Source organism: Halovibrio salipaludis (genome assembly GCF_002286965.1).
GTDB lineage: Bacteria > Pseudomonadota > Gammaproteobacteria > Pseudomonadales > Oleiphilaceae > Halospina > Halospina salipaludis.
Genome location: NZ_NSKD01000007.1, coordinates 72,740 through 95,383, shown reverse-complemented (window position 1 = coordinate 95,383; position 22,644 = coordinate 72,740). Strand labels below are relative to the sequence as shown.

20 protein-coding genes and 2 pseudogenes are annotated in these 22,644 nt (G+C 60.9%); 8 read left to right on the top strand and 14 right to left on the bottom strand.

Features of this window, described 5'->3' with window-relative positions:
* Positions 1-22: 22 nt before the first annotated feature.
* The 10 genes from CK501_RS13485 to pilB form a co-directional block, all read right to left on the bottom strand.
* On the bottom strand, positions 23-2,128 hold the full coding sequence (locus CK501_RS13485; RefSeq protein ID WP_095618265.1) for a hypothetical protein: 2,106 nt from the start codon (positions 2,126-2,128) through the stop codon (positions 23-25).
* Positions 2,129-2,217: 89 nt separating this feature from the next.
* The gene (locus CK501_RS13480; protein WP_095618264.1) at positions 2,218-2,802 is read right to left on the bottom strand and encodes a YfaZ family outer membrane protein; all 585 of its coding nucleotides are present in this window, start codon (positions 2,800-2,802) and stop codon (positions 2,218-2,220) included.
* Between the two features lie 73 nt (positions 2,803-2,875).
* Positions 2,876-3,586 carry a tRNA (N6-threonylcarbamoyladenosine(37)-N6)-methyltransferase TrmO gene (tsaA, locus tag CK501_RS13475; RefSeq protein WP_095618263.1) on the bottom strand — a complete coding sequence of 237 codons (711 nt, stop codon included), beginning with the start codon at positions 3,584-3,586 and terminating at the stop codon, positions 2,876-2,878.
* Positions 3,583-4,653: a hypothetical protein gene (locus CK501_RS13470; protein ID WP_095618262.1), complete on the bottom strand. Its 1,071-nt coding sequence runs from the start codon at positions 4,651-4,653 to the stop codon at positions 3,583-3,585. The genes tsaA and CK501_RS13470 overlap by 4 nt, the downstream gene beginning before the upstream one ends.
* Positions 4,650-5,336, bottom strand: coding sequence for an LrgB family protein (locus tag CK501_RS13465; protein WP_095618261.1), 687 nt, complete (start codon positions 5,334-5,336; stop codon positions 4,650-4,652). Before CK501_RS13465 ends, CK501_RS13470 begins: the two co-directional genes overlap by 4 nt.
* Entirely contained in the window at positions 5,333-5,677 is a 345-nt protein-coding gene (locus CK501_RS13460) for a CidA/LrgA family protein (RefSeq protein ID WP_095618260.1), read from the bottom strand. Before CK501_RS13460 ends, CK501_RS13465 begins: the two co-directional genes overlap by 4 nt.
* Complete coding sequence (gene coaE / locus CK501_RS13455) at positions 5,674-6,291, bottom strand: dephospho-CoA kinase (RefSeq protein ID WP_095618259.1); 618 nt, start codon at positions 6,289-6,291, stop codon at positions 5,674-5,676. Before coaE ends, CK501_RS13460 begins: the two co-directional genes overlap by 4 nt.
* 1 nt (position 6,292) lies before the next feature.
* A complete protein-coding gene (locus tag CK501_RS13450; protein ID WP_198949522.1) occupies positions 6,293-7,225 on the bottom strand; it encodes a prepilin peptidase in 933 nt (310 codons plus the stop codon).
* A 23-nt stretch (positions 7,226-7,248) separates the two neighbouring features.
* Positions 7,249-8,466 carry a type II secretion system F family protein gene (locus CK501_RS13445; RefSeq protein WP_095618258.1) on the bottom strand — a complete coding sequence of 406 codons (1,218 nt, stop codon included), beginning with the start codon at positions 8,464-8,466 and terminating at the stop codon, positions 7,249-7,251.
* 4 nt (positions 8,467-8,470) lie between these two features.
* A complete protein-coding gene (gene pilB / locus CK501_RS13440; protein ID WP_095618257.1) occupies positions 8,471-10,198 on the bottom strand; it encodes a type IV-A pilus assembly ATPase PilB in 1,728 nt (575 codons plus the stop codon).
* Positions 10,199-10,503: 305 nt separating this feature from the next.
* On the opposite strand from pilB, the pseudogene CK501_RS17270 reads away from it, so the two are divergent.
* The 8 genes and pseudogenes from CK501_RS17270 to CK501_RS17115 all read left to right on the top strand — a co-directional run.
* A pseudogene (locus CK501_RS17270) lies at positions 10,504-10,633 on the top strand (prepilin-type N-terminal cleavage/methylation domain-containing protein); the annotation flags it as partial.
* Between the two features lie 23 nt (positions 10,634-10,656).
* Entirely contained in the window at positions 10,657-10,968 is a 312-nt protein-coding gene (locus CK501_RS13435) for a pilin (RefSeq protein ID WP_233128913.1), read from the top strand.
* A gap of 151 nt (positions 10,969-11,119) precedes the next feature.
* Positions 11,120-11,388: pseudogene (locus CK501_RS17320) on the top strand (hypothetical protein); the annotation flags it as partial.
* A complete protein-coding gene (locus CK501_RS13430; protein WP_158223126.1) occupies positions 11,379-12,833 on the top strand; it encodes an O-antigen ligase family protein in 1,455 nt (484 codons plus the stop codon). The pseudogene CK501_RS17320 and the gene CK501_RS13430, both read left to right, overlap by 10 nt.
* A 76-nt stretch (positions 12,834-12,909) precedes the next feature.
* The gene (locus CK501_RS13425) at positions 12,910-13,293 is read left to right on the top strand and encodes a histone-like nucleoid-structuring protein, MvaT/MvaU family (protein ID WP_095618254.1); all 384 of its coding nucleotides are present in this window, start codon (positions 12,910-12,912) and stop codon (positions 13,291-13,293) included.
* A 131-nt stretch (positions 13,294-13,424) separates the two neighbouring features.
* A complete protein-coding gene (locus tag CK501_RS13420) occupies positions 13,425-14,840 on the top strand; it encodes a mannose-1-phosphate guanylyltransferase/mannose-6-phosphate isomerase (protein WP_095618253.1) in 1,416 nt (471 codons plus the stop codon).
* 56 nt (positions 14,841-14,896) lie between these two features.
* Positions 14,897-15,937 (top strand): hypothetical protein, encoded by a 1,041-nt coding sequence (locus CK501_RS13415; RefSeq protein WP_095618252.1) that lies wholly within the window; start codon positions 14,897-14,899, stop codon positions 15,935-15,937.
* Between the two features lie 8 nt (positions 15,938-15,945).
* Entirely contained in the window at positions 15,946-16,416 is a 471-nt protein-coding gene (locus CK501_RS17115; protein WP_095618251.1) for a cold-shock protein, read from the top strand.
* 18 nt (positions 16,417-16,434) lie between these two features.
* Here the strand turns inward: CK501_RS17115 and dapE are convergent, their stop codons facing one another.
* Genes dapE through CK501_RS13390 form a run of 4 tightly spaced genes read right to left on the bottom strand, consistent with a single transcriptional unit; the run spans position 16,435 to position 22,573 of the window.
* A complete protein-coding gene (gene dapE, locus CK501_RS13405) occupies positions 16,435-17,586 on the bottom strand; it encodes a succinyl-diaminopimelate desuccinylase (RefSeq protein WP_095618250.1) in 1,152 nt (383 codons plus the stop codon).
* 8 nt (positions 17,587-17,594) lie between these two features.
* The gene (gene dapD / locus CK501_RS13400) at positions 17,595-18,626 is read right to left on the bottom strand and encodes a 2,3,4,5-tetrahydropyridine-2,6-dicarboxylate N-succinyltransferase (RefSeq protein ID WP_095618249.1); all 1,032 of its coding nucleotides are present in this window, start codon (positions 18,624-18,626) and stop codon (positions 17,595-17,597) included.
* Positions 18,627-18,644: 18 nt separating this feature from the next.
* Positions 18,645-19,856: a succinyldiaminopimelate transaminase gene (gene dapC, locus CK501_RS13395; protein WP_095618248.1), complete on the bottom strand. Its 1,212-nt coding sequence runs from the start codon at positions 19,854-19,856 to the stop codon at positions 18,645-18,647.
* Positions 19,853-22,573, bottom strand: coding sequence for a [protein-PII] uridylyltransferase (locus CK501_RS13390; RefSeq protein ID WP_095618247.1), 2,721 nt, complete (start codon positions 22,571-22,573; stop codon positions 19,853-19,855). Before CK501_RS13390 ends, dapC begins: the two co-directional genes overlap by 4 nt.
* Between the last annotated feature and the right edge of the window lie 71 nt (positions 22,574-22,644).

Below are 22,644 nucleotides of genomic sequence, written 5' to 3'. Positions count from 1 at the left end.
ACGCGGAGGGCTGGAGTTCGGATCAGTTGGGGCACCCCTCCGCGCTGTCGTCCCTGAATCCTAACAGGAATCCTACGGATTCGTTAGATTTGCGGGTGATCATGACGAGGGTGTTGCCGTTGTCAGCCGCAAAGCCTTCGATTTGAAGGCCATCTGTTGTGCAATTGTTGATGGAGAACGTCTCTCCGCCGTCATCAGTAGCTAGGTCGCAGCTGTTTTTAGAATTCAGCTGCTGCTTAGCAACTGTGAAATTACCTGAACTGGACTCATAACTGGTTCGATGGCCTGAAAAACTGTAATCCGCACTGCTGCTGCCGAGCTGAAGGCATGCATTTTCATGCTGGGTAAGCGCGTCGGCGCTGCTGATACTGAACCCTTGAACCTGATACGTAGACGATCCTGAAGGAAGGGTATCTGAGTCGTCCTGTTTGTACGCAATCCTGAGAAGCGACCCCCCGTGGCTGTTGGTTGAAGCAGGGCGTGAGGAAGCGGCAATCCAGCGCTCATTGGCTGAGACCGCCGCATTGGGAATCCGGTCCGTTTCTGAGTTGCCCTCCTGGGAAGCTTTCTCGTAGTTGAGGAAGAGCTGGCCCTGAAACGCATCAATGTTGCTGTTGGGGGTGTCTTTTGGGGTTACTGATTCCAGATCAAAGTCTGCGTACTCAGGCATCGAACCATTACCAACAGACCAGGTATCCCCTGGATCAACATTCTCAGTTCCTGTGTTTCCTCCCATCTGCCAATCACCAATGCTAGCTCTTGCAGCTTTATCGCTACCTGATTGGGCGGGTTTCAGTTCGAATCCGGCGAACTGATATTCGGAGTTTGAGCTGAACTCGTTGCCGTCGTCCCACTCGGCAAGGTTGAGTTCAACGCTGGCAATAGCCTGTTGCTCAAGAATTGCTTCGCGCTCGTATCCTGTATCGGCGGTTCCGGAAAGCTCCCATCCCCGCGCTGCGAGGAAGTAGCTGCTGAGCATGGCCTGGGGAGGGGCGTTGCTGTCCCTCAGGGCGCCGGCTCTGTAGACGTGGGGGTTGGGCGCCCATCCAATGGTTCGGGTACCTTCATCGCTGACAGTCTGGAGGATGGGGCGGAGGCTGGATAGCATGTTGTTCTGGGTGCCGTTGTCATCCTGGGGTGCGAACAGCTGGTTCGCCTGGGTGCTGTAGCTCCTGAATGCATCGTCGAGCGTCGAGTGAAAGGAACGTCGTCTGAGTGGAATATCCACTGTGCCCAGAGCAAGATCAAAACCAAGCTCGGACAGCGGCAGGTTACCAATCGAGTAGCGGGGATAGGTGTAGGCGGTGCCGTTGGCCTCGCTGACGCCGCGGTCGAGGGTGTGTGTTGCCCAGAATCCAGTATTGTCCCCCGAATTCAGGCTGATGCCGTACTGGACGGCGTTGTAGCCGGGCGCGATATCCTCGTTCTCGCCGCTGGAGAGGGTGGCCGCCTCCTGGGTCAACAGGGTTTCAGCCTGTCTCAGGAATGCCATGAAGTCCGCGCGGTCTCTGAGTGCCGACTGGCCTTCTGTGACATCGATCTCGAAGGATTGGACACGGTCGGCTACGGGTTGCCAGACCAGATCGTACGTGCAGGCCACATCATTGCAGCTGTTGATTTCACTGATGGCGCTGTCATCCAGATCCTGGATGACTTCATCGATCAGCACGTCCGAAAACGGATTCACGAACACGTGTCCGCATTCAGAGGCTACGGGAGCCTTGTAGGTGCTGCCGGCAACAGAGGCTTCAATGGCGAGGTCGATACGGCGAGGCACGCCGTCCTCGAAAGTGACGACGAACTCCTCGCCAACGTTCTCGGTACTGAGACTCTGTGACCATGAACTGCCAACTTCAACCAGGCTGAGATCGGCGCTGGTCGTCGTGCTCAGCCCGCTGCCTTTTTCGGCATCCGGGCTGTTACTTGGGGTCTGGACGCTCACCAGTAGCTGGTTGTCTTCAAGGTTACTGGTGCCCTGACATCGAAGTCCTGAGCCCCCATCGCGGAAATCCGGAGGGGTGCCAATGTCAAAGGAATTCTCATCGCTCACGGATGGATCCCCACTGCCGCAGGCGGTCAGTGCCAGGGCGCTCAGGGTGAGCAGGGGATAAAACAGGCGGGTACGCATCTAACCCTCCGGGCTGGTCCCGTAAAACACGATTGTTCTACGAGTCTAAACCAGCGCCGGAGGGCCTGCCGTGAACCATTCCGGGTTCTTCAGAAGAGGATGCGCATGCCGCCGATCAGGCCTTCCTCAAAGCGGTAGTCGTCGTCACCGCGAGTATCGAGATCCGCGCCCACGTAGCGGTAGCCGGCAAAGATCTCGGAGTTGCGGATCAGTCGATAGCTGACGGTGGCATCGGTATGGCGCATGCCGTCCGCATCCCCGTAGGAAAGAATCGATGGGGAGAGGTAGAGGCTGCCGCCAACGGAAAGCCCGGGAACCTCCGGGATATTCATACGGGCAAAGACCCCTGGCGCGGTGGCGCCGCCGTCGATGTCACGGTCGCCGTCATCGAAGTACATGTTGCGCACACCCAGGCCCACGGTCATGGGGATGTTCTGGATAGCGGTGCGGCCCTGGGCGTGCAGATCGAGCGTTGCCAGATGGCGGCTGCCGTCATGATAGGTGTAGCCCACGCCACCGCCGAGCTCCTCACTGGCGTCGGTGAAGCTGTATTCACCCCGAACGGAATCGTTGCTCAGGCTGAGGTCCAGGCTGTCCGCATGGGTTGTGCCGGCAAACGCGGTGAACAGCGCGGCGCTGAGGCAGGTGGTGCGGATCAGTCGGTTGTATCGCATAGGGGCTTGTGCTCCTGTCAGTGGCCATGGTGACTCAGGGGGTCATGATAGTGTCACCGGTGCCGTTCCACAATTACGCCTTTTCAAGGCGTTCGACGACACAGGTACCGTTCGCTACCAGCCAATGGACATCGAGGTCGTACAGGCGGAGCGCATAACGCCGCTCCGGATCATCCCGGTGGTAGGCGGGTCGTGGGTCCTGGTTGAGAACCTCGCGGATGAGATCGCGCAGCTCCGGATAGTCCCACTGGATCTGCTGTAATCGGTGCTCCGCTTGCGGACTGAATCTTACAGGCAGAGTGGCGGCCGGTGGTTCGTTGGCCCAGGCGCCCGTGGCCGCTTCCGGGGCATCGCACCAGGGCAGGAAGGGTTTGATGTCGAGCACGGGGGTGCCATCCACCAGATCGATCTCGCTGATCGCCAGACACAGCTCCCCGTGGCGCCGGGTGAGGCCCTGGTTTCGCACCAGTGACAGGCCAAGGCGGTTGGGTCGGAAGGGAGAGCGGCTGGCAAAGACGCCGACCCGGGTGTTGCCGCCGAGTCTGGGGGGTCTGACCAGTGCTGAGGGTGCCTGATCCGCCGGGACCTGATGGAACAGAAAGCTGATCCAGACGTGGGAAAAATCCTCGATCCCCCGGAAGGCCTCCTCGGTGTTCCAGGGGGAGCTGAGAACCACCTCGCCCCGGGCGTGTGGGCAGAGGGACGGCTGGCGGGGAACGCCGAATTTGTCCGGAAAACAGGAGCGGACCGTGCCAATGGGCGTGACGCCATAATCGCTGTTCACTGGAGATCTCCGCTGCTTGAGAAGAACATTTCGATGCGGAAGGTCAGGCTGGCTTCAGGCTGGAAGTCCTCTTCGCGACGGTAACGCAGGGAGGGGATGATTTCGCCGTAAAGCCAGTCATCATGAAGGCGCTTGCGGTAGAGCATGTCCGTGAAGTATTCGGTGCGGGCCCAGTTATTGAAGGTGTCTCCCAGAACGCCAAATCGCAGGCGCACGAAGTGCCGGTTGCGGTAGCGGCGCTGCAGGCGGAAGATCTGGGCCATCTCGAATCCACGTTTGCGGTGGACCCAGCGCACCTCTGATGATGCCCGGAACCGCCAGTGGGGGCCAAGCGGGCGGTGAAATCCGAACCATGACCGGGAGATCCAGCCTTCCTGGAGGTACCAGAACACCCGTTGATCCACGCGCAGCCGCCATTCTCTGGAAAGCTGCCAGTCAGACCAGGTGCGTGCCCGGGCAAAGAACTCCAGTGGCATGTGCAGCCGGGCGCCCACATCAGTGCTGGCGTTCCAGCGCTCGGAAAGAGGCGACAGAAAACGCAGGGCACCGGCTGTAAAGCTGTTCTCATCCGCCTCTTCCGGCGTCAGCGTACCCCGCTGCTGCTGCTCGGATAGAGGGGCCAGATCATTGGCATCGCTTTCCACAATGATGCGGAACTTTTCCTCGGAGGTGGGGACATCAAGCTTGAAGCGGGCTTCCGGCTCAAAGCCCATCCGTCCATCCTCGGTATAGCGGTTGAAAGCGCCCAGCCGCAGGTAGCTGTCGTTGTCCTGATCCACCCAGGTCTGGCCGGAGAGGGTCTGGTCAATACCCAGCCCCAGGGCTTCAACCTGGCGCGAATGGATGCGCCGCCGCCGCACCACCCAGTGGCCGGTCTGGTCGAGCCAGGTGTCCTGGGGGTCAAGGTAGCGGGGGCCATCCCAGTCAAAGAAATCTTCCGGGAGCTCCTCAATGTCCACCCGCGGCGGTGGCTCCGGGTCCGCTGGTGGCGCCAGGGTGGCCCAGGTGGTTTCCACGCTGCCTATGGCCAGGCAGCTGGTGCCGATCAGGGCCCGGATCCAGCTCACGGCATCAGCAGTCCCAGGCCGATGGCGGTGTAGAGGCCCATCAGGCCGATTGAGAGCGCGGAGAAAGCGCCGGTTTCCGATCCCATCTCAAAGGCGCGGGCGGTGCCCACGCCATGGCCGATCATGCCCATGGCGCAGCCCTTGGCGGCGGGGTGCGTGACGCCGGTGATGCGCAGTACCGGGCCGCCGCAGGCTGCGACCAGGATCCCGGTGACCATGACGAAGCCGGTAGCCAGCGGTGGGTAGCCGCCTATGGATTCCGTGACGGAGATCGCTATGGGGGTGGTGATGGACTTGGTGGCCATGGACATCAGGGTGGCATGGTCCGAGCCGGTGAGCCAGAGCAGGCCGGTGGCGCTGCCCGCCGCCACAACACCACTGACGGCAAGTGTGACCATTAACGGCAGCAGATGGCGGCGTATGAGGCCAAGATTCTGGTAAAGCGGCAGCCCCAGGGCCACGGTGACGGTGCCAAGCATGAAGTGGATGATGCTGGCGCCCTCCATGTAGGTGCCGTAATCGAGATCCAGCACCAGCAGCGTGGCCCCCACGAGGGCGATGCCGGAAACCACAGGCTGAAGGAAGCTGGGCTTGCCGGTGATCCGGTACAGGCCATGGCCGGCGAGATAGGCCAGCAGGGTCAGGGTAATGGCGAAATGGGGCGAGTTCAGTAGGGTGCTCATCGGCTCAGCCACTGCATGAGATGGGCGGTGGTCACGAAGGCGATCAGGGTGCCCAGGGTCAGTGCCAGGGTAATGCCCAGGGCCTGCTCCATGAGCAGTGCGCCCAGGGTCACGATGCCGGCGCCCGCGGGGATGTAGAACAGTGCCATATGGGTGAGCAAGTGGCGGGCGGCTTCGCGCTCCGGGTCATAGCCTCCGCCCGTGATCACCAGATACAGGAAGAACAGCACCATGCCGAAAATCGGTCCGGGCAGCGGCATGCCTGGAATCTGCTCCAGTGCCAGGCCGGCGAGCTGGAACAGCAGGATAATGGCCAGACCGGTAACAAGGCTTCCCTTCATGAAAGGGTGTCCCCGGAAACCTCGGCGGCCATGGCAAGCAGGTGCTGGTGCAGGCCTGCGACTTCCTCGCGCACGCGCTCCAGCGGCTGGTCATTGTCGATCACGTTGCCCGCAGCCCTGAGCCGGTCCTCCCGGGGCATCTGCGCGGCAATAATGCGTTCCACCTGGGCGCGGTCGTTGTCATCCCGGCTCATGGTGCGCTGGATCTGGGTCTCGTGGCTGACGTCCACCACCACGATGTGCTGGCAGAGCCTGTGCTGATCGGTTTCCAGAAGAAGCGGCGACACCAGCATCTGATACGGCGAATCCGCTTCAGACAGATAGTGTTTCAGGCGTTCGGCAATGCGGGGGTGCAGCAGGGCCTCCAGCCACTGGCGTTCGCCGTCATCGTTGAAGACACGTTTGCGCAGCGCAGCCCGGTCCAGGGTGCCGTCCTGCTGGAGAACGGCATCGCCAAAGTGGTTCCGGATGGTTTCCAGTGCCGGTTCGCCGGGCTCAACCACCTCGCGGGATACATCATCCGCGTCAATCACGAAGATGCCGTGCTCACGGAAGAGATCGGCCACGGTACTCTTGCCGCTGCCAATGCCTCCGGTCAGGCCAACCACAAACATGTCAGACCCTCATCAAGGACAGCCACAGATCCAGCAGTTCCGGCCCATACCAGAGCGCGATCACGCCCGCGGCGGCGAGGTAGGGGCCGAAGGGAATCGGAATATTGCGATTATGCCCACGTATGGCGATCATCGCAATGCCCACCACAGCACCCACAAGGCTCGAGAGCAGGATGATGGCCGGCAGCATGGTCCAGCCCAGCCAGGCACCGAGGGCGGCCAGCAGCTTGAAATCCCCATGGCCCATGCCTTCCTTGCCGGTCAGAAGGCGGAAGAGATGGTAGACACTCCAGAGACTGAGATAGCCCGCAACGGCCCCCCAGAAGGCGGCTTCGAGCCCAACCTGGCCCAGCCCCAGGGCGCTGGCCACAAGCCCGGCCCAGAGCAGTGGGAGGGTGATGCTGTCTGGAAGCAGGGTGGTTTCCAGGTCGATGACCGTCAGGGCGAGCAGCGCCCATACCAGTGGCAGGGCAATCAGTGCCTCGACGCTGGTGCCCAGGATGAGCACGGTAAGCACTGAAAGCACTGCCGTCAGCGCCTCGATCGCCGGGTAGCGCGCGGAGATGCCCGTGCCGCAGTTCCGGCAGCGCCCGCGCAGGAAGAGCCAGCTGAGTACCGGGATGTTGTCGATGGCCCGGATCGTATTACCACATTCCGGGCAATGCGAACGAGGGTAGGAAAGCCCGTAGGAGCGGCCATGGCCGCGATCAGTATCCTGCTCAGTACCGGGTTGGCCGGAATCGCGGCCTTGGCCGCTCCTACCGAGTGCCTCGGGGAACAGGGCTTCGCATTCCTGGCGCCAGGCCTGCTCCATCATCCGCGGCAGGCGCAGGATCACTACGTTGAGGAAACTCCCTACGCACAGCGAGACGCCTACCACCGCTGGCCACAGGAGCCAGGGTGTACTGAGAATAATCTGTATCAGGTTCTGCAAGACCGGATCCTTGGCGTAAAGGGTTACATGGCCGAGCCCATCTGGAAGATGGGGAGGTACATGGCGATGATGAGACCACCGACGAGAATGCCCAGAACGGACATGATCACCGGCTCCATGAGCGAGGTCAGGTTATCGACCAGGTCATCCACCACGGCCTCGTAGTGGTCGGCCACCTTGCCGAGCATCTCGTCCAGGTTACCGGATTCCTCGCCGATGGAGGTGAGCTGGATGGCCAGTACCGGGAACACCCCTGTCTGGCGCATGGCGGTCTGCAGCTGCGTCCCCGAGGAAACTTCATCCTTGACCTGGAGGATGGCATCCCGATAGACAGCGTTACCGGTGGCGCCGGAAACGGAATCCAGGGCATCAACCAGTGGCACACCTGCGGCGAAGGTGGTGGAAAGAACCCGCGCAAACTTGGCCACGGCGGACTGGTCAAGGATCATGCCCACAACAGGGAGCTTGAGTACGTACTTGTCCACGGCATCCGAAAAGCGTGGGGACCGTTTCTTGGCTGTCCGGAACCCGAAGACCGTACCGATGATGCCGATCAGAACGGCCCACCACCAGGCCTGGAGCCATTCGGACATCCCGATCACCATCTGGGTAAAGGCGGGCAGGTCCGCGCCAAAGCCCTGGAACAGGGATTCGAACTGCGGCACCACCTTCACAAGGAGGATGGCCGTAACAATGACCGCCACGATGATGATGGAGACCGGGTAGGTCATGGCCTTCCGGACCTTGCGCTTGAGGTTCTCGGTCTTCTCAAGGTAGGTCGCGACCCGGTCCAGCATGCTTTCCAGTGCACCAGCGGCTTCACCGGAATCCACGAGGTTGCAGTAGAGGTCATCAAAGTACTTCGGATGCTGGCGCAGGGCGTTGGCGAAGCTGTTACCCGAAGCCACATCGTTACGGATGGCGATGATCAGCTCCTGCATTCCTTTGTTCTCAAGGCCGTCGGAGACAATGTCAAAGGACTGGATCAGCGGCACGCCCGCCTTCATCATGGTCGCCATCTGGCGGGTGAAGGTGGCGATATCAAAGGGCGTGATCTTTTTCCGGCCACCGAACAGCGGCTTGCTCTTTTTCTTGATCTTGCCGGGTTTGATGCCCTGCTTGCGCAACTGGGCCTTGACCAGCGCCGGTGAGGCGCCGGTGGTCTCGCCGCTGGTCTTGTTGCCCTTGCGGTCCTTGCCTTCCCAGGTAAAGGTGTCCAGCTTCTGTTCGTTGGCCGCCATGGAGTTAGTCCTTCGTTACACGGTTCGCTTCTTCCAGACTGGTCACGCCCTGAATCACCTTCTCGAGCGCGGACTGGCGCAGGCTGTTGAAGCCTTCATTGCGGGCCTGGCGGGCGAGTTCGATGGAACTGGCCTCGTTCATGATCATGCTCTCCATGTCTTCGGTGATCCGGACCACCTCGAGGATGCCTACCCGACCCTTATACCCGTTTTTACATTTATCACAGCCTACCGGTCTGTAAAGCGTAAACCCTGTATCAATCTGTTCCTGTGTGAAACCTTCCTTGAGAAGAACGTCCTCGGGGACGTCGTAGGGTTGCTTGCAGTTGCTGCACAGGCGGCGCCCCAGCCGCTGGGCAATGATCAGGCTGACCGAGGTGGCGATGTTGAACGAGGCGACCCCCATGTTCATCATCCGGCTCAGTGTCTCCGCAGCACTGTTGGTGTGCAGGGTGGAAAGGACCAGGTGGCCGGTCTGGGCAGCCTTGATGGCGATATTCGCGGTCTCCAGATCCCGGATCTCGCCCACCATGATGATGTCCGGGTCCTGACGCAGGAACGAGCGCAGCGCCTCGGCGAAGGTCAGCCCCACCTTGTTGTTCACGTTGACCTGGTTGATCCCTTCCAGGTTGATCTCTGCTGGATCCTCGGCCGTGGAGATGTTCACTTCCGGGGTGTTGAGGATGTTCAGGCCGGTATAAAGGGAGACGGTCTTACCGGAACCGGTTGGGCCGGTGACCAGGATCATACCCTGGGGTGACTTGAGGGCTTCCAGGTAGAGTTGTTTCTGGTCTTCTTCGTAGCCGAGCTGATCAATGCCCATCTGCGCAGCCGTGGGGTCCAGGATCCGCAGAACGATCTTCTCGCCCCAGATGGTAGGCAGGGTGTTCACGCGGAAGTCGATGGACTTGGATTTGGAGAGCTTGAGCTTGATCCTCCCATCCTGGGGCACCCGGCGTTCGGAAATGTCCATCTGGGACATGATCTTTACGCGCGCCGCCAGCTTGTGGGAGAGCTTTATCGAGGGCTTGGCGACCTCGTTCAGGATGCCGTCGGACCGGTAGCGGATGCGGTACATCTTCTCGTAGGGCTCGAAATGGACGTCCGAGGCGCCCTGTTTGATGGCATCGAGCAGCAGCTTGTTCACGTATTTGACGATGGGCGCATCATCGGTGTCCGTGGCATCCACGGCATGTTTGTCCTGCCCCTCCTCGTCATCGCCGCTCTCGAAGTCCACATCCTCAAGATCCGAGTCCCCGCCCAGATCCTGCATGGAGGTGTCCTGCGACTCCATGTATTTGTCGATGGCCTGGCGCAGGCTGCTTTCTTCCACCAGGACCGCTTCAGTGCTGAGCCCGGTGTGGAACTTGATTTCATCCAGCGCCTGCAGGTTGGTGGGGTCCGCCATGGCCACGAACAGCCGCTTTCCGCGCTGGACCAGTGGCAGCACGCTGTGGGCACGTATCAACTTCTCGTCCACCAGCCCTTCCGGCATCATGTCGGCGGAAAAAGCGTTCAGGTCCATCACCGGAACGCCGAATTCCATGCCCGCCGAGAAGGCCAGCGCCTGGCCGGGGGCGAGCTCGTTCTGGATGAGATAGGTGATCAGCGGGATGCGGTCCTGGTTGGCCTGGACGAAGGCCTCCCGGGCCACGGTCTCATCGAGGATGCCGTCGTCCACAAATCGCCGGGCCAGGCCGGTGAGCGTTACGTTCTGGGGGTCAGAAGCCATGGTCTCTCAGGTCTTGTGTTGAACTGCCCCAAGAGTCTAGTGGCTGGCTGAGGGTTCAGCCAGTGATGAAAAATGCATAAAGGTGACGTAATGTGTCACCTCTTGTCGTCAAACAGTGTCACATTGACGCCTTTGGTAAGGTAGCTTGTTTTAAGGGAAGCCCCTTAGGCTCCTGATTTGATGGATCTAAATCCCTGGAAGGAAAACTGGCATGGGAGCTGCTATGTTTAGGTTAAGGCAGGCAAAGGCAGCGTCCATTGCTGATGCCGGTACTCAAAAAGACAACACCCTCAGGAGGTGCGCCAATGCAATCGATTCAGACGAATCAAAACCAACAGGGCTTTACGCTCATCGAACTGATGATCGTGGTTGCGATCATCGGTATTCTGGCGGCGATCGCGATTCCGCAGTATCAAGACTACACGTCCCGGTCTGCGGTTAACGCATGCTATTCAGAAATTTCGGCAGGCCAGACTTCTTACGAGACGATGGTCAATCGTGGTGATACAGGCGATATTAATGGCGGTGATGCTAGTGATATTGGCCTCTCAGCTAGCGCCTGTAAGTCGATAGATGTCGATTACGCTAATAGCGGCGGCCAAGGCACCAGCTTTATTAAGGGCACTGTTTCAGGAAACCCTCAAGTCGATGGCGTAACAGTGGAGCTTTATCGTGATACTGATGGAGCATGGCAGTGCTATTATGACGGTTCGGCGGGCAATGACAGCTCCAACGAGTTTATGCCTGACGGCTGCAGCAACACCACCTAAGGTGGTCTTGCTCTGAGTTTTAACAGGATAGATGTGGAAGGCCCGAGGTTTTGCCTCGGGCCTTTTTCATGGTAGATGTAAGGTGTCGGATGATCGGACCCCAAGAAAGAGTTACCCTCTGCTGGTAGCTCGTGAACTTGTGCATCTGGAGTTGAACCGCTTCAGCGGATGCATCAGTGACGTACTCGCCACACGACGCTATGGATCCAGCGAGAATCTTGAGACCACGCTCAAGCGCTACAACTGGCTTTAAAACCAACAGATCCCTCAACGGGATCTGAACCACCAACCGCCGATACAGGCGATAAACAATGGCGGGCTGATCGACCGGAAATCTTCCATAAAGAGGTTATCAATCATACGGGATCTGACATCTGGAGAGGCAGCGTGAACTTTTCGGTATATGGGAGGTGGTTCTGATATTAATTGCGGTCTCCGTGATTTTGGGAGCTCTAGCGCTGCTTGATGACATAGGTGTCTTTTCTGGAGGTTATGATTTTCAGCGTTGGGTACTCGTAGGTGTCTGCGGGGCATTGGCGCCTGTTGGCTGTTTGGTGTCCAATCACTCAAGAGCTACTCTTAAGACCTCCGGCTGGCTTCTTTTCGTAGCGGGAGCCCTCCTATCAACGTTTTTTTTTGGTACTACGCCTTACCCTTTAGTTGAGAGCCTATTTTATCCAATCTATCTTGCGGCAGTTTCCGGTTTCGCGATCCTTGTTCAGCGCAATAGATCAAGACGTGGGTGGGCAGTTGTTCAAGGGCTGGCTCTATGTGGCGTTCTCTACGCGTTGTTGACGCCTTCTGTGTACTTGTTTGCTGTTTTTGATGGCATCACTAGGCCAGATGGTTATCTGCCATGGGGGTTCGCGAATATTCGATTCTGGAGCCATACAGCAACCTGGTTGCTCCCCTTGTTTCCTCTGGCATTAATCGTAGGTTCCCTCTCTCAGGTTCGCTTGTGGCGGGTGATCGTCGTTCTTGCCTCGGGTATCTGGTGGTGGCTGGTTTTTCTTTCATCCGCAAGGGGTACCTTCTGTGCGCTTCTTATTGCTTTTGTCATCACTGCATTGGTTTTTAGGGGGGCGGGATGGCGCTTCTATCGTCTTCTGGGCACTCAGCTTCTTGCGGGCGTTGGCTTCTGGGCAGTGCTTTCGGTACTTGTGCCATCCTTGATGTCAATCGATATTGACATGCGGTCGATCGGGACTGATACATCCGGGCGAATTCCTTTATGGACAGAGGCCTGGATGATGAGTTTGGAGCGGTTTCCATTCGGTATGGGAACTCAGGCATGGCTGACCCATGAGCCTTTGACGGAAGCCTATCGGGAAGGGAAGACACTTGGAAGCCCGCACAATATGTACCTGCTTTGGGCCGCCGAATACGGCTGGCTGAGTGTTCTGGGACTCGGCTTGATCGGGGTGCATTATGCATTCCGGGTTCTGCATTTTCGTCGCTTGATTGCACAAGGCGAAGTCTCTGATTCACGTATTCTGTTCGCGTGTGGTGTTTTTATGTCGGTGGTGGCAGCTCTGACCCATGCGGGCGTTTCTGGTGTCTTCATCGTACCACCATCGATGCTGATTGGTCTGGTTGTTCTTGGCCTTTTTGTTGCGGTGTTTGATGACGTTAAAGAAGTCCACAAAAGAAATCTCGCACAATCAAAACTGAGGGCTTTTGCCGCATTCGCTGTGTTTTTGCTCCTTCTTGGGTGGGGGAGCAAAGTATGGGATTACTATACCTTCATGGAGAAAGATAGGATTTGGGCTTCTGAGAATGTTAGTGTAGGCATAAAGCCGCGTTTCTGGTTCCATGGTTATTATCCCCGCCAGCCGGATTTAATGAATCCAGAACAGGTTGATTGAATAATATTGTGTTGTGGCGTTTGTCGCATATAATAGTTGAGCTTTGAGAAAAGCACTATTAACTAAGAGGCTTCCAATGGGCAAAATCTCCACCTACTACGAAAAACAGAAAGCCGTTAAACAACTTCAGGACGAACTCCAGAAGATGGAAGAGGACAAGGAGCTCAAGAAAGAGCTCGACTTCAAGGAGGAGTTGAACCAGTTGATGGAGAAATACGGCAAGTCCGGTAAGGACATGCTGGAGGTTCTGGCGACGCTGGATTCGAGTGTCAAGAACAAGCTGGAGCAGGGCGGTGGTTCGTCCAGTGCGAATGATGGTCGCAAAAAGCGTCCACTCAAGACCTATCGCAACCCGCATACCGGTGAAGTGGTTCAGACCCGTGGTGGTAACCACAAGACGTTGAATGCGTGGCGCAAGCAGTATGGCAAGGAAGAAGTAGCGCGCTGGCAGGAGAGCTGAAGCGGCTGCGTAATAGCTGTGGGGGCCGAATCTGAACGCGCTCCCACAGTCTGCATTTGATCCGGGATGGATTGTTTTCCCGGGCGTTTGGCTGCGGTACCCTTTGGGGTATCAGACAACAGGGAAGAATCATGCACGCAGTCATCCTATCCGGTGGTTCCGGTACCCGTCTCTGGCCTCTGTCACGTGAGGCTTACCCCAAGCAATTTCTGGCACTGAACACCCACGAATCCCTTCTGGACGAGACCCTGCAGCGTGCCTGTGCGGTGTCCGGCTGTTCGAGTCTGTCCGTGATCACCAATGAGGCACACCGGTTTATTGTGGCGGCGCATCTGCAGCGTTACGGGCAGCAGGCGGAGGCGGGGCGCATTCTTCTGGAGCCGGTGGGGCGCAATACGGCGCCGGCCATTGCACTGGCAGCGCTGCGGATTCAGGAGACGGATCCGGATGGTGTAATGCTGGTGCTGCCGTCGGATCATGTGGTCAAGGACACGCAGGCCTTTGCCAGCGCGGTTCAGGCGGGTGAGGAAGCGGCCCGCGAGGGGCGTCTGGTGACGTTCGGGGTGGTGCCGACCAGTGCGCATACCGGCTATGGGTACATCCGGGCCGAGTCCGAGCAGGTCGCTGGCGGTGCGCGGCCTGTGGCGGCATTTGTGGAGAAACCGGATGCGGCTACGGCCCAGGGGTACCTGGATGACGGCCATTACTACTGGAACAGTGGTATGTTCCTCTTCCGGGCCAGCGACTACCTGGCGGAACTGGAGCGCCATCGCCCGGAAATCCTTGAGATCTGCCAGCGGGCCTGGGCATCACGCCGGGATGATCAGGATTTCGTGCGGGTTTCAGAGGCGGTATTTGCGGAGTGCCCGGAGGATTCCATTGACTATGCGGTGATGGAGCGCACGGAACGTGCCGTCGTATTGTCACTGGACGCTGGCTGGAGTGATGTGGGGTCATGGTCATCGCTGTGGGAACTCCAGGATCAGGACGATGATGGCAATGTTGTTCGGGGGGATGTGATCACCGAGGACGTCCATCAGTCCTACCTCCATTCCGAAGGGCGCCTGGTCGCGGCAATCGGCGTGGATAACCATGTCATTGTTGAGACGGATGACGTGGTGCTGGTTGCGGATCGCAGCCGGGTACAGGACGTGAAGAAACTGGTGAGCCGCCTGAAGGATCAGAACCGCGATGAGTACCGCTTCCACCGCAAGGTCCATCGGCCCTGGGGCAGCTATGAGGGCGTGGCCCGCAGCGAGCGGTTCCAGGTCAAGCGGATAACGGTGGATCCCGGAGCCACGCTGTCGCTGCAGAAGCATCACCACCGCTCGGAGCACTGGGTGGTTGTGCGCGGTACCGCATTGGTGACTCAGAATAATGAGGAAACCTTGCTGACCGAGGATGAGTCCACGTATATTCCACTTGGAGTGGCCCACCGTCTGTCCAACCCCGGGGTGATTCCCCTGGAGGTGATTGAGGTGCAGACGGGCAGCTATCTGGGAGAGGACGACATTGTCCGGTTTGAGGACAATTACAACCGCGTCTGACAGAGACTGACCCCGGGGCGGCTGGATGCTGCCCCCACAGACCAGAGGGAATTGGTATGGAAGACTGGCATAACGCCACAGAACCCCATCTCATCAAAACCCCTAACGCTTATCCTGAACGGATTGCGCCCGTCGGCGAAGCGGCGCTGGCCCAGTCCCGGCGGCTCGCTGCGCTTGCCGGTTCCGTGCGGGGGCCGATTGAGCTGTGCCGCGGGGGCGCACTTGCCGCCAGAGGCCTGGCGGAACAGGCCCGCCTGGTGGCGGAAACGGCCACCGGCCATGCGCATGAGCTCTGGCTGGTGCCGGTGTTGGCACTGATCCGCAACGGGGATGCGGTATGCCGGACCATGAGGGCGATCCGGGCGGATACTGATGCCGCTGTCTGCTGGTTTCTGCTGGAGTCCACCGGGGCTGAGCTGTTGGCATCCGTGGTTCAGGCGGAGGGACTTATGGCGTGGTCGGAGCTGATCGGTGATCCCTCGATTGCCTTGATGGTTGCCCACGACGGGCCGCCGGAGTCACGGGTGCCCGCCGGCGCGCCCCGGATGCGCCACAGTCTCCGGGTACCTGCTTCCTGTGCGGCGGATGTACTGGCGTGGTGCCGGCAGCGCCAGCCCGCGATGGAGGCGTGGCTTGGCATGCCGGTGGAGCAGTCGGCTCTGGAGGTAGCGGTGAATTCGGCGGCGACTTCCCAGGGCGAGTACAGAACGTTCGGCTCCATGGAAGAGGGGCTTCTGGGCCAGGAGGCCGACCCTGGGCATGTGCTGTCCGTGCTCAGTGCCGCTGCGGCCATGGTCCGGTTTGAATGGGCCTGTGGCCCTGTCCGGCTGCAGCATCTTACCCGCAGGCAGGCCATGGACGAGCAGGCGGAATTGGTGAGCCTGGCGCGTGGCGATACGCCTGGGTACGTTCTGGACCATGATGCCTCCGTGGAGCGCGCGGCTCTGGACGTGGAGTGGCATGAGAAGCCGCCCGAGCTGGTTCTGGATCAGGCTGCGGTGGTTTCCTGGCTGGAGGGGACGGGAGCGGCTTCGTCAGCACAGGATGCGTTCTGGTATGATGCGCGCTGCCTGAACAAAGAGGTCACAAGAGAGTAACATCAACCATGCCAATCAATCGCAAAGCACTTTACGCATCACTGCTGGTCTCCCTGCCGGCGCCGCTCATCCTGGCGCTGATTCCCATGAACGGGAATATCGAGCTGTACCTGGAGACCTCAGCATCACTGGTGGACTACCTGCTCGCCTATCTCCTGTTTGTCATCGTGGCGCTGGTGGCGTCCGGTCTTGCCACACGTACAGGGAGCGGTCAGCAGAAGCAGGCCTCCAAAGGTGGCAAAAGTCCGGGGCGCAAAAAGAGCAAGGACTCGGAAGAGGGCACCGTCAAGTGGTTCAACGTCAAGAAAGGCTTTGGCTTCATCACCCGTGACAGCGGCGGCGACGTGTTCGTTCACTTCCGCGCTATCCAGGGCGAAGGCCGGCGGGTCCTCCGTCAGGGCCAGCGGGTGAGCTACACCGTGGTCGAAGCAGAAAAGGGCCTTCAGGCCAACGACGTAACGACCCTCGACGAAGACTGATTCGTCTCCCTCCGCGGGTCAGGTCATCTGGCCCGCGAGCAGTTCCTCCAGAATCCCCTCGTAGATACCTGAAAGCGTCTCCAGATCCGCAACCGATACACACTCATCCGCCTTGTGAATGGTGGCGTTGAGCGGGCCGAGCTCCATTACCTGGGCCCCAGTGGGCGCAATGAAGCGACCGTCCGATGTGCCGCCGCCGGTTGAAAGCGCCGGGGGTTGGCCTGTGGTCTGTTCGATCACGCGCACGGCCGCATCAATGAAGTCGCCGCGGTCTGTAAGGAAGGGCTCGCCGCTGAGCTGCCACTCCAGCTTGTAGTCCAGCCTGTGACGGTCGAGCAGGGTGGTCACCCGTTCCCGCAGCCGGGCTTCGGTGACTTCGGTGGAGAAGCGGAAGTTGAAGTCCACTTCCATGGAACCGGGGACCACGTTGTTGGCGCCTTCCCCGGCTTCCACCCGGGTGATCTGGAAGCCGGTGGGCGGGAAGTGGTCATTGCCCGTATCCCATTCGGTATTGATCAGATCTGCCAGAGCCGGGGCGGCCCGGTGCACCGGGTTGTCCGCGAACTGGGGGTAGGCCACGTGGCCCTGGGTGCCCTGAACCACTAGCCTGCCGGAGAGTGAGCCCCGGCGGCCATTCTTGATGGTATCCGCCACGCGTTCACTGCTGGAAGGCTCGCCCACCAGGCACCAGTCCGGGCGGATACCCTGTTCGGAGAGGGCATCCACCACGCGGCGGGTACCGTTCCGGGCCGGGCCTTCCTCGTCACTGGTCAGAAGCAGGGCAATGCTGCCCTGGTGCTCCGGGTAACGGGCCACAAAGCGCTCCGCCGCCGTCACGAATGCCGCCACCGAGCCCTTCATGTCCGCCGCGCCCCGGCCGTAGAGCATGCCATCGCGCTCGGTGGGCTCAAAGGCCGGGGTGGTCCAGCCGTTTTCCGGACCCGGGGGAACAACGTCGGTGTGGCCTGCGAATACGAACAGCGGGCCGCCCTCGCCACGGCGAAGCCAGAGGTTGCGGACTTCCCCGAACGGGTAGTCTTCCCCTATGAAGCCCGCCTCAGCCAGGCGTTCTGTCAGCATCGGCTGGCAGCCGGCGTCGTCCGGCGTGACCGAGGCCCGGCTGATCAGCTCCCGGGCCAGTTCAAGGGTGGCGCTGCGCGGCTCGCTCATTCGCTCACTCAGTTGTTGGCGTGGAGTTCTTCGTTCAGCGTGATCGCTGTCTTGTTGGTCCGGCACTCCACTGCCCCGGTCTCGGAGTTGCGGCGGAACAGCAGGTCAGCCTGGCCGGCCAGATCCCGCGCTTTAACGGTCTGGACGTGCGCACCACTGTCATCCAGCACCCGGACCTTGGTGCCGGCGGTGACATAGAGGCCGGCTTCCACGGTGCAGCGGTCACCCAGAGGGATGCCAATGCCGGCATTGGCCCCCAGCAGGCAGTTCTCACCCAGCGAGATGATGATGTTGCCGCCGCCGGAGAGCGTGCCCATAGTGGACGAACCGCCGCCCAGGTCCGAGCCCTGTCCAACGACCACGCCGGCCGAGATACGGCCCTCGATCATGGACTTGCCTTCGGTGCCGGCGTTGAAGTTGATGAAGCCCTCGTGCATCACGGTTGTGCCTTCGCCCACATAGGCGCCCAGGCGCACGCGGGCAGTGTCCGCGATCCGAACGCCTTTCGGGACCACGTAATCGGTCATGGGCGGGAACTTGTCCACGGCCTTCACTTCCAGAACCCGGCCGGCGGCACGCGCCTGGAGCTGGCGCTGGGGCAGTTCCTCAAGGTCGATGGCACCCTCGTTGGTCCAGGCCAGATTCGGCAGCAGCGGGAAGATGCCCTTGAGGTTCACGCCATGGGGCTTCACCAGCCGGTGGGAAAGCAGGTGGAGCTTGAGGTAGACCTCCGGGGTGCTGCTCGCTTCGGCGTCGGTGTCCAGGAGCGTTACAACCACGGGCAGCGAACTCTCACTGGCCTGATCGGCGAGCGCCCCAAGGTCCGCGTAACCGGCTTCCTCCAGCCGGTCCGCCAGGGTCTGAAGCTGGTTGGCGTCGGCATCCGCGGCCGCGTTGCCCTCGCTCAGACCCTCAATGTTGTCGCGCACGATCCCGACCAGCGTACTGTCGGGGTCATGGATGGGCTGCTGGTAATACACTTCCAGCCATTCGTGTTTCTGGTTGCGGGTGCCGATGCCAATGCCGAATGCGAAGCTCATGGTCCTGGTTTTCTCCTGTTAGATGGATCCGTTCTGTGTCCGGCGTTCAATGAAGCGGGCGATGCGCTGCGCGGCTTCCACGCATTCCTCCCGGGAGGCGACCAGCGCTATGCGGACCCGGTTTTCGCCGGGGTTCACGCCGTCACTGGTGCGTGACAGATAGCGCCCCGGCAGTACGGTGACATTTTCCTCGTTGTAGAGCGCTCTGGCAAAGGTCTCGTCGTCCATGGGCGTGCGTGGCCAGAGGTAAAAGCCTGCCTCGGGGCGTACCACGTCCAGCCAGGGCGCCAGGATGGGCAGTACGGCATCGAACTTGGCCCGATAGGCCTCGCGGTTGGCCTGGACGTGTGCCTCATCCTGCCAGGCGGTGATGCTGGCTTTCTGGTGATGGATGGGCATGGCGCAGCCGTGGTAGGTGCGATAGCGCAGAAAGCGCGCGAGACAGTCCGCATCCCCGGCGGCGAACCCCGAGCGCAGGCCCGGCAGGTTGCTGCGCTTGGAGAGGCTGTGGAATGCCACGCAGCGGCGGTAGTCGTCACGCCCGAGCCGGCGGCAGGCGTCGAGCATGCCCAGCGGCGGTTCGGCCTCCGGGTGGTGGATCTCCGAGTAGCATTCATCCGCCGCGATCACAAAATCATGCCGGTCCGCGAGTTCCAGCAGCTGGCGGTAGTCCTCAAGGCCCATGACGGCCCCGTTGGGGTTGCCCGGTGAGCACAGATAGACCAGCTCACACCGGTCCCAGACACCAGCCGGCACGTTACCGAAGTCCGGCAGGCCCCCGCCATCCCGGGTGCTGTTGACAAAATACGGCTGGGCACCGGCCAGAAGGGCCGCCCCCTCGTAGATCTGGTAGAAGGGGTTGGGGCTGACCACCAGTGAATCCGCGGTGCCGGACAGCATGGCCTGGGCAAAGGAAAAGAGGCCTTCGCGGGTGCCGTTGAGCGGCAACAGCTGGGTGTCAGGGTCCAGGTTGCCCGCCCCAAGATTGAAGCGGGGCGTGGCCCAGTCCGCGATGGCCTCCCGAAGTTCCGGAAGGCCCTTGGTGGCGGGGTATCGGGCCACGTCCGCGAGGCTGTCACGCAGGGTATCCAGAACGGGTGCTGGCGCCGGGTGTTTGGGTTCGCCAATGGAAAGGGCGATGTGCGGCTGCTCCGGCGGTTGCGTCCCCTCAAACAGCTGAGCCAGCTTCTGGAACGGGTAGGGGTGGAGGTCGTCGAGCCTCGGGTTCATATCGTGATTTCCTGTTCGCTGTGGCCATTGAGACCGGCCACTTCGTCCAGCTGCTGGCACAGCGCCTGACGCACGGACTCACAGGCTTCCGGGTCTTCCACCGGGTTGCCGCGTTCGTCGGTCACGAAGAAGATGTCCTCCACCCGTTCGCCCAGGGTGGCGATCTTGGCGCTGACCAGCCGCATATGGTGGTCCAGCAGGATACGGCCGATGCGCGCCAGAAGGCCGGGGCGATCCGGGGTGACCACTTCCAGCATGGTGCGGTGGTTGGCCGTGTCCGTTGAGATGGTCACTTCCGTGGGGAAGGCGAAGTGCTTGAGTTTGCGCGGCACACGGCGCTCGATGATGGCCGGGTAGTCATCAGGGTCGTCCAGCTCCTCCACCAGCCGGTCCCGGATGTGGTCCCGGCGCTCGGGATCCTTGCCCAGGGGCTGGCCCTGCTCGTCCACCACCACGTAGCTGCTGAGGTTGTAGGGGCCTTCGCCTGAGAGAATCCGGGCATCCACGATGTTCAGGTGCAGCTGTTCCAGCACGGCGGTGGTGGCGGCGAACAGCGCGGCGCGGTCGCGCATGTAGATGATGATGTGGGTATAGCCGTCCGTCGGGCCGCCGGTGGTGTCCCGGATCATCACCAGCGGGTCCGGGTTGTCGCCGTGGCGGATGATGGCGGCGGTCTGCCAGACGATGTCCACCGTGGCGTCCTGCAGGAAGAAATCGTCGTCCAGGGTGTTCCAGACCCGGTCGATCTGCTCGTTGCTGTAGCCCTGGCTGCGCAGCATGTCCCGGGCCTCCTCGCAGGTGGCGCGGATCCAGTCGTTGCGGTCGAAGGGGCTGTCGATGCCCTGGCGCAGCACCCGCCGGGTCTCGATGTAGAGCTGGCGCAGCAGTGAATCCCGCCAGGTGTTCCAGAGGCTCGGGTTGGTGGCGGCGATGTCGCACACGGTCAGGATGTAGAGATAGACCAGGTGCACCTTGGACGGGATCTTGCGCGCGAACTCGCGGATAATGGCCGGGTCTGATATGTCGCATTTCTGGGCGGTGAGCGACATCAGCAGGTGGTTCTCGATCAGCCAGGCGACCAGCTTGGTGTCGCGGTCACTCAGGTGGTGCTGTTCGCAGAAGCGGGCGGCGTCGATGGCCCCGAGTTCCGAATGGTCGCCGCCGCGGCCCTTGGCAACGTCATGGAACAGGCCGGCCACGTACAGCAGTTCCGGCTTGGGGAGCTGGTGGCTCAGTCGCGAGGCCAGCGGGAACTGTTCACGGCCCTCGGCGGTCTGCATGTGCACCATGTTGCTGATCACCCGGAGGGTGTGGGCGTCCACCGTGTAGACGTGGAACAGGTCGTACTGCATCTGGCCGATGATGCTGCCGAACTCGGGAAGGTAGCGCCCGAGGACGTTGTAACGTTTCATGTAGGACAGGGTGGTGTCCAGTTCGTGGGGCGTGCGCAGCAGTTCCATGAACAGCGTGGTGCAGGCCAGGTTCTGGCGGAAGGCATCGTCGATCAGGTGCCGGTGGGCCCGGATGGCGCGGATGGTCGGGGCCCGGATGCCTTTCACTTCCGGATGCTGGGCCAGGACCACGAAGATCTCCAGCAGTGCGTAGGGCGCATAGGCGAAAACCTGGGTGTTGCTTGCCTCAAGATAGCCATTGCGGATCTGGAAGCGGCGGTTGATCGGCTGGATCTGCTCCGGCTCGTCCGCGCGCAGGATCTCTTCATCCAGGTGCTGCAGGATCACATCCGTGATCTCCGCCAACGCCAGCACCCTGCGGTAGTAGGCCTGCATCATCAGTTCCACGCCCAGGCGCCCGTGCTGTTCCTCGAAACCGAGCATGCGGGCGAGATCCGGCTGATAGTCGAACAGCAGCCGGTTCTCGTTGCGTCCGGCGAGGATCTGCAGCCCGAAGCGAAGCTGCCACAGGAAGGTCTCGCCTTCGCGCAGGATCTCGAATTCCTCGTCCGAAAGGATGGCGAATTGCATCAGGTCGGACGGGTCAGTCAGCCCGAAGTGGCGGCGGGCCACCCAGATGATGGTCTGGATGTCGCGCAGCGCGCCGGGGGAGGCCTTGAGGTTGGGCTCCAGGTTGTATTCGGTGGCGCCGTACTTGCCGTGGCGCTGCTGCTGCTCGCGGCGCTTGGCGGCGAAGTACTCGCGGTCGGAGAGGGTGTCGCTGGAGTACACGCGCTTGCGGAGCTCGCCGGGGAGTTCGGTGTTGCCGGCGATCAGCCGGGTCTCGAGCATATTGGTGAGGATGGTGGCATCCTCGCGCGCTGTGGACACGCACTCCTCAATGCTGCGCACACTGTGGCCGATGTCCAGGCCCAGATCCCAGAGCAGGGTCAGGAAGTCGGAGAGGGCTTCTTCGTGCGCCTGGGCGCCGGCTTCACCGGTCAGGATCAGAAGGTCGATGTCCGACCAGGGGTGCAGTTCGCCACGGCCATAACCACCCACCGCCACCAGTGAAAGATCCTGTGCTTCGCCCAGGGGCGAGTGTTCCCACAGTAGCGCCAGCACGGTATCCATGATCCTGGCGCGACCGTGCACCAGTGAGCGGACATCGGTGCCGGCGCGGAAGGCATCCGCCATGACCTTCTGAAGGTGCTCAAGGTGGCGGCGTACCGGCACGCCCGGAGAAGGCGCGTTACGGATTTCGTCGGCCAGCGCGGTGGTATCCAGGTGCTGCTCCGGATCGAAAACGGGCGCCGAATGATCCATCGGTGACTGCCTCATGGGTCAGGGTAGGAGCGGCCACGGCCGCGATGGTCCTTTCGCGGTGCTCTGATCGC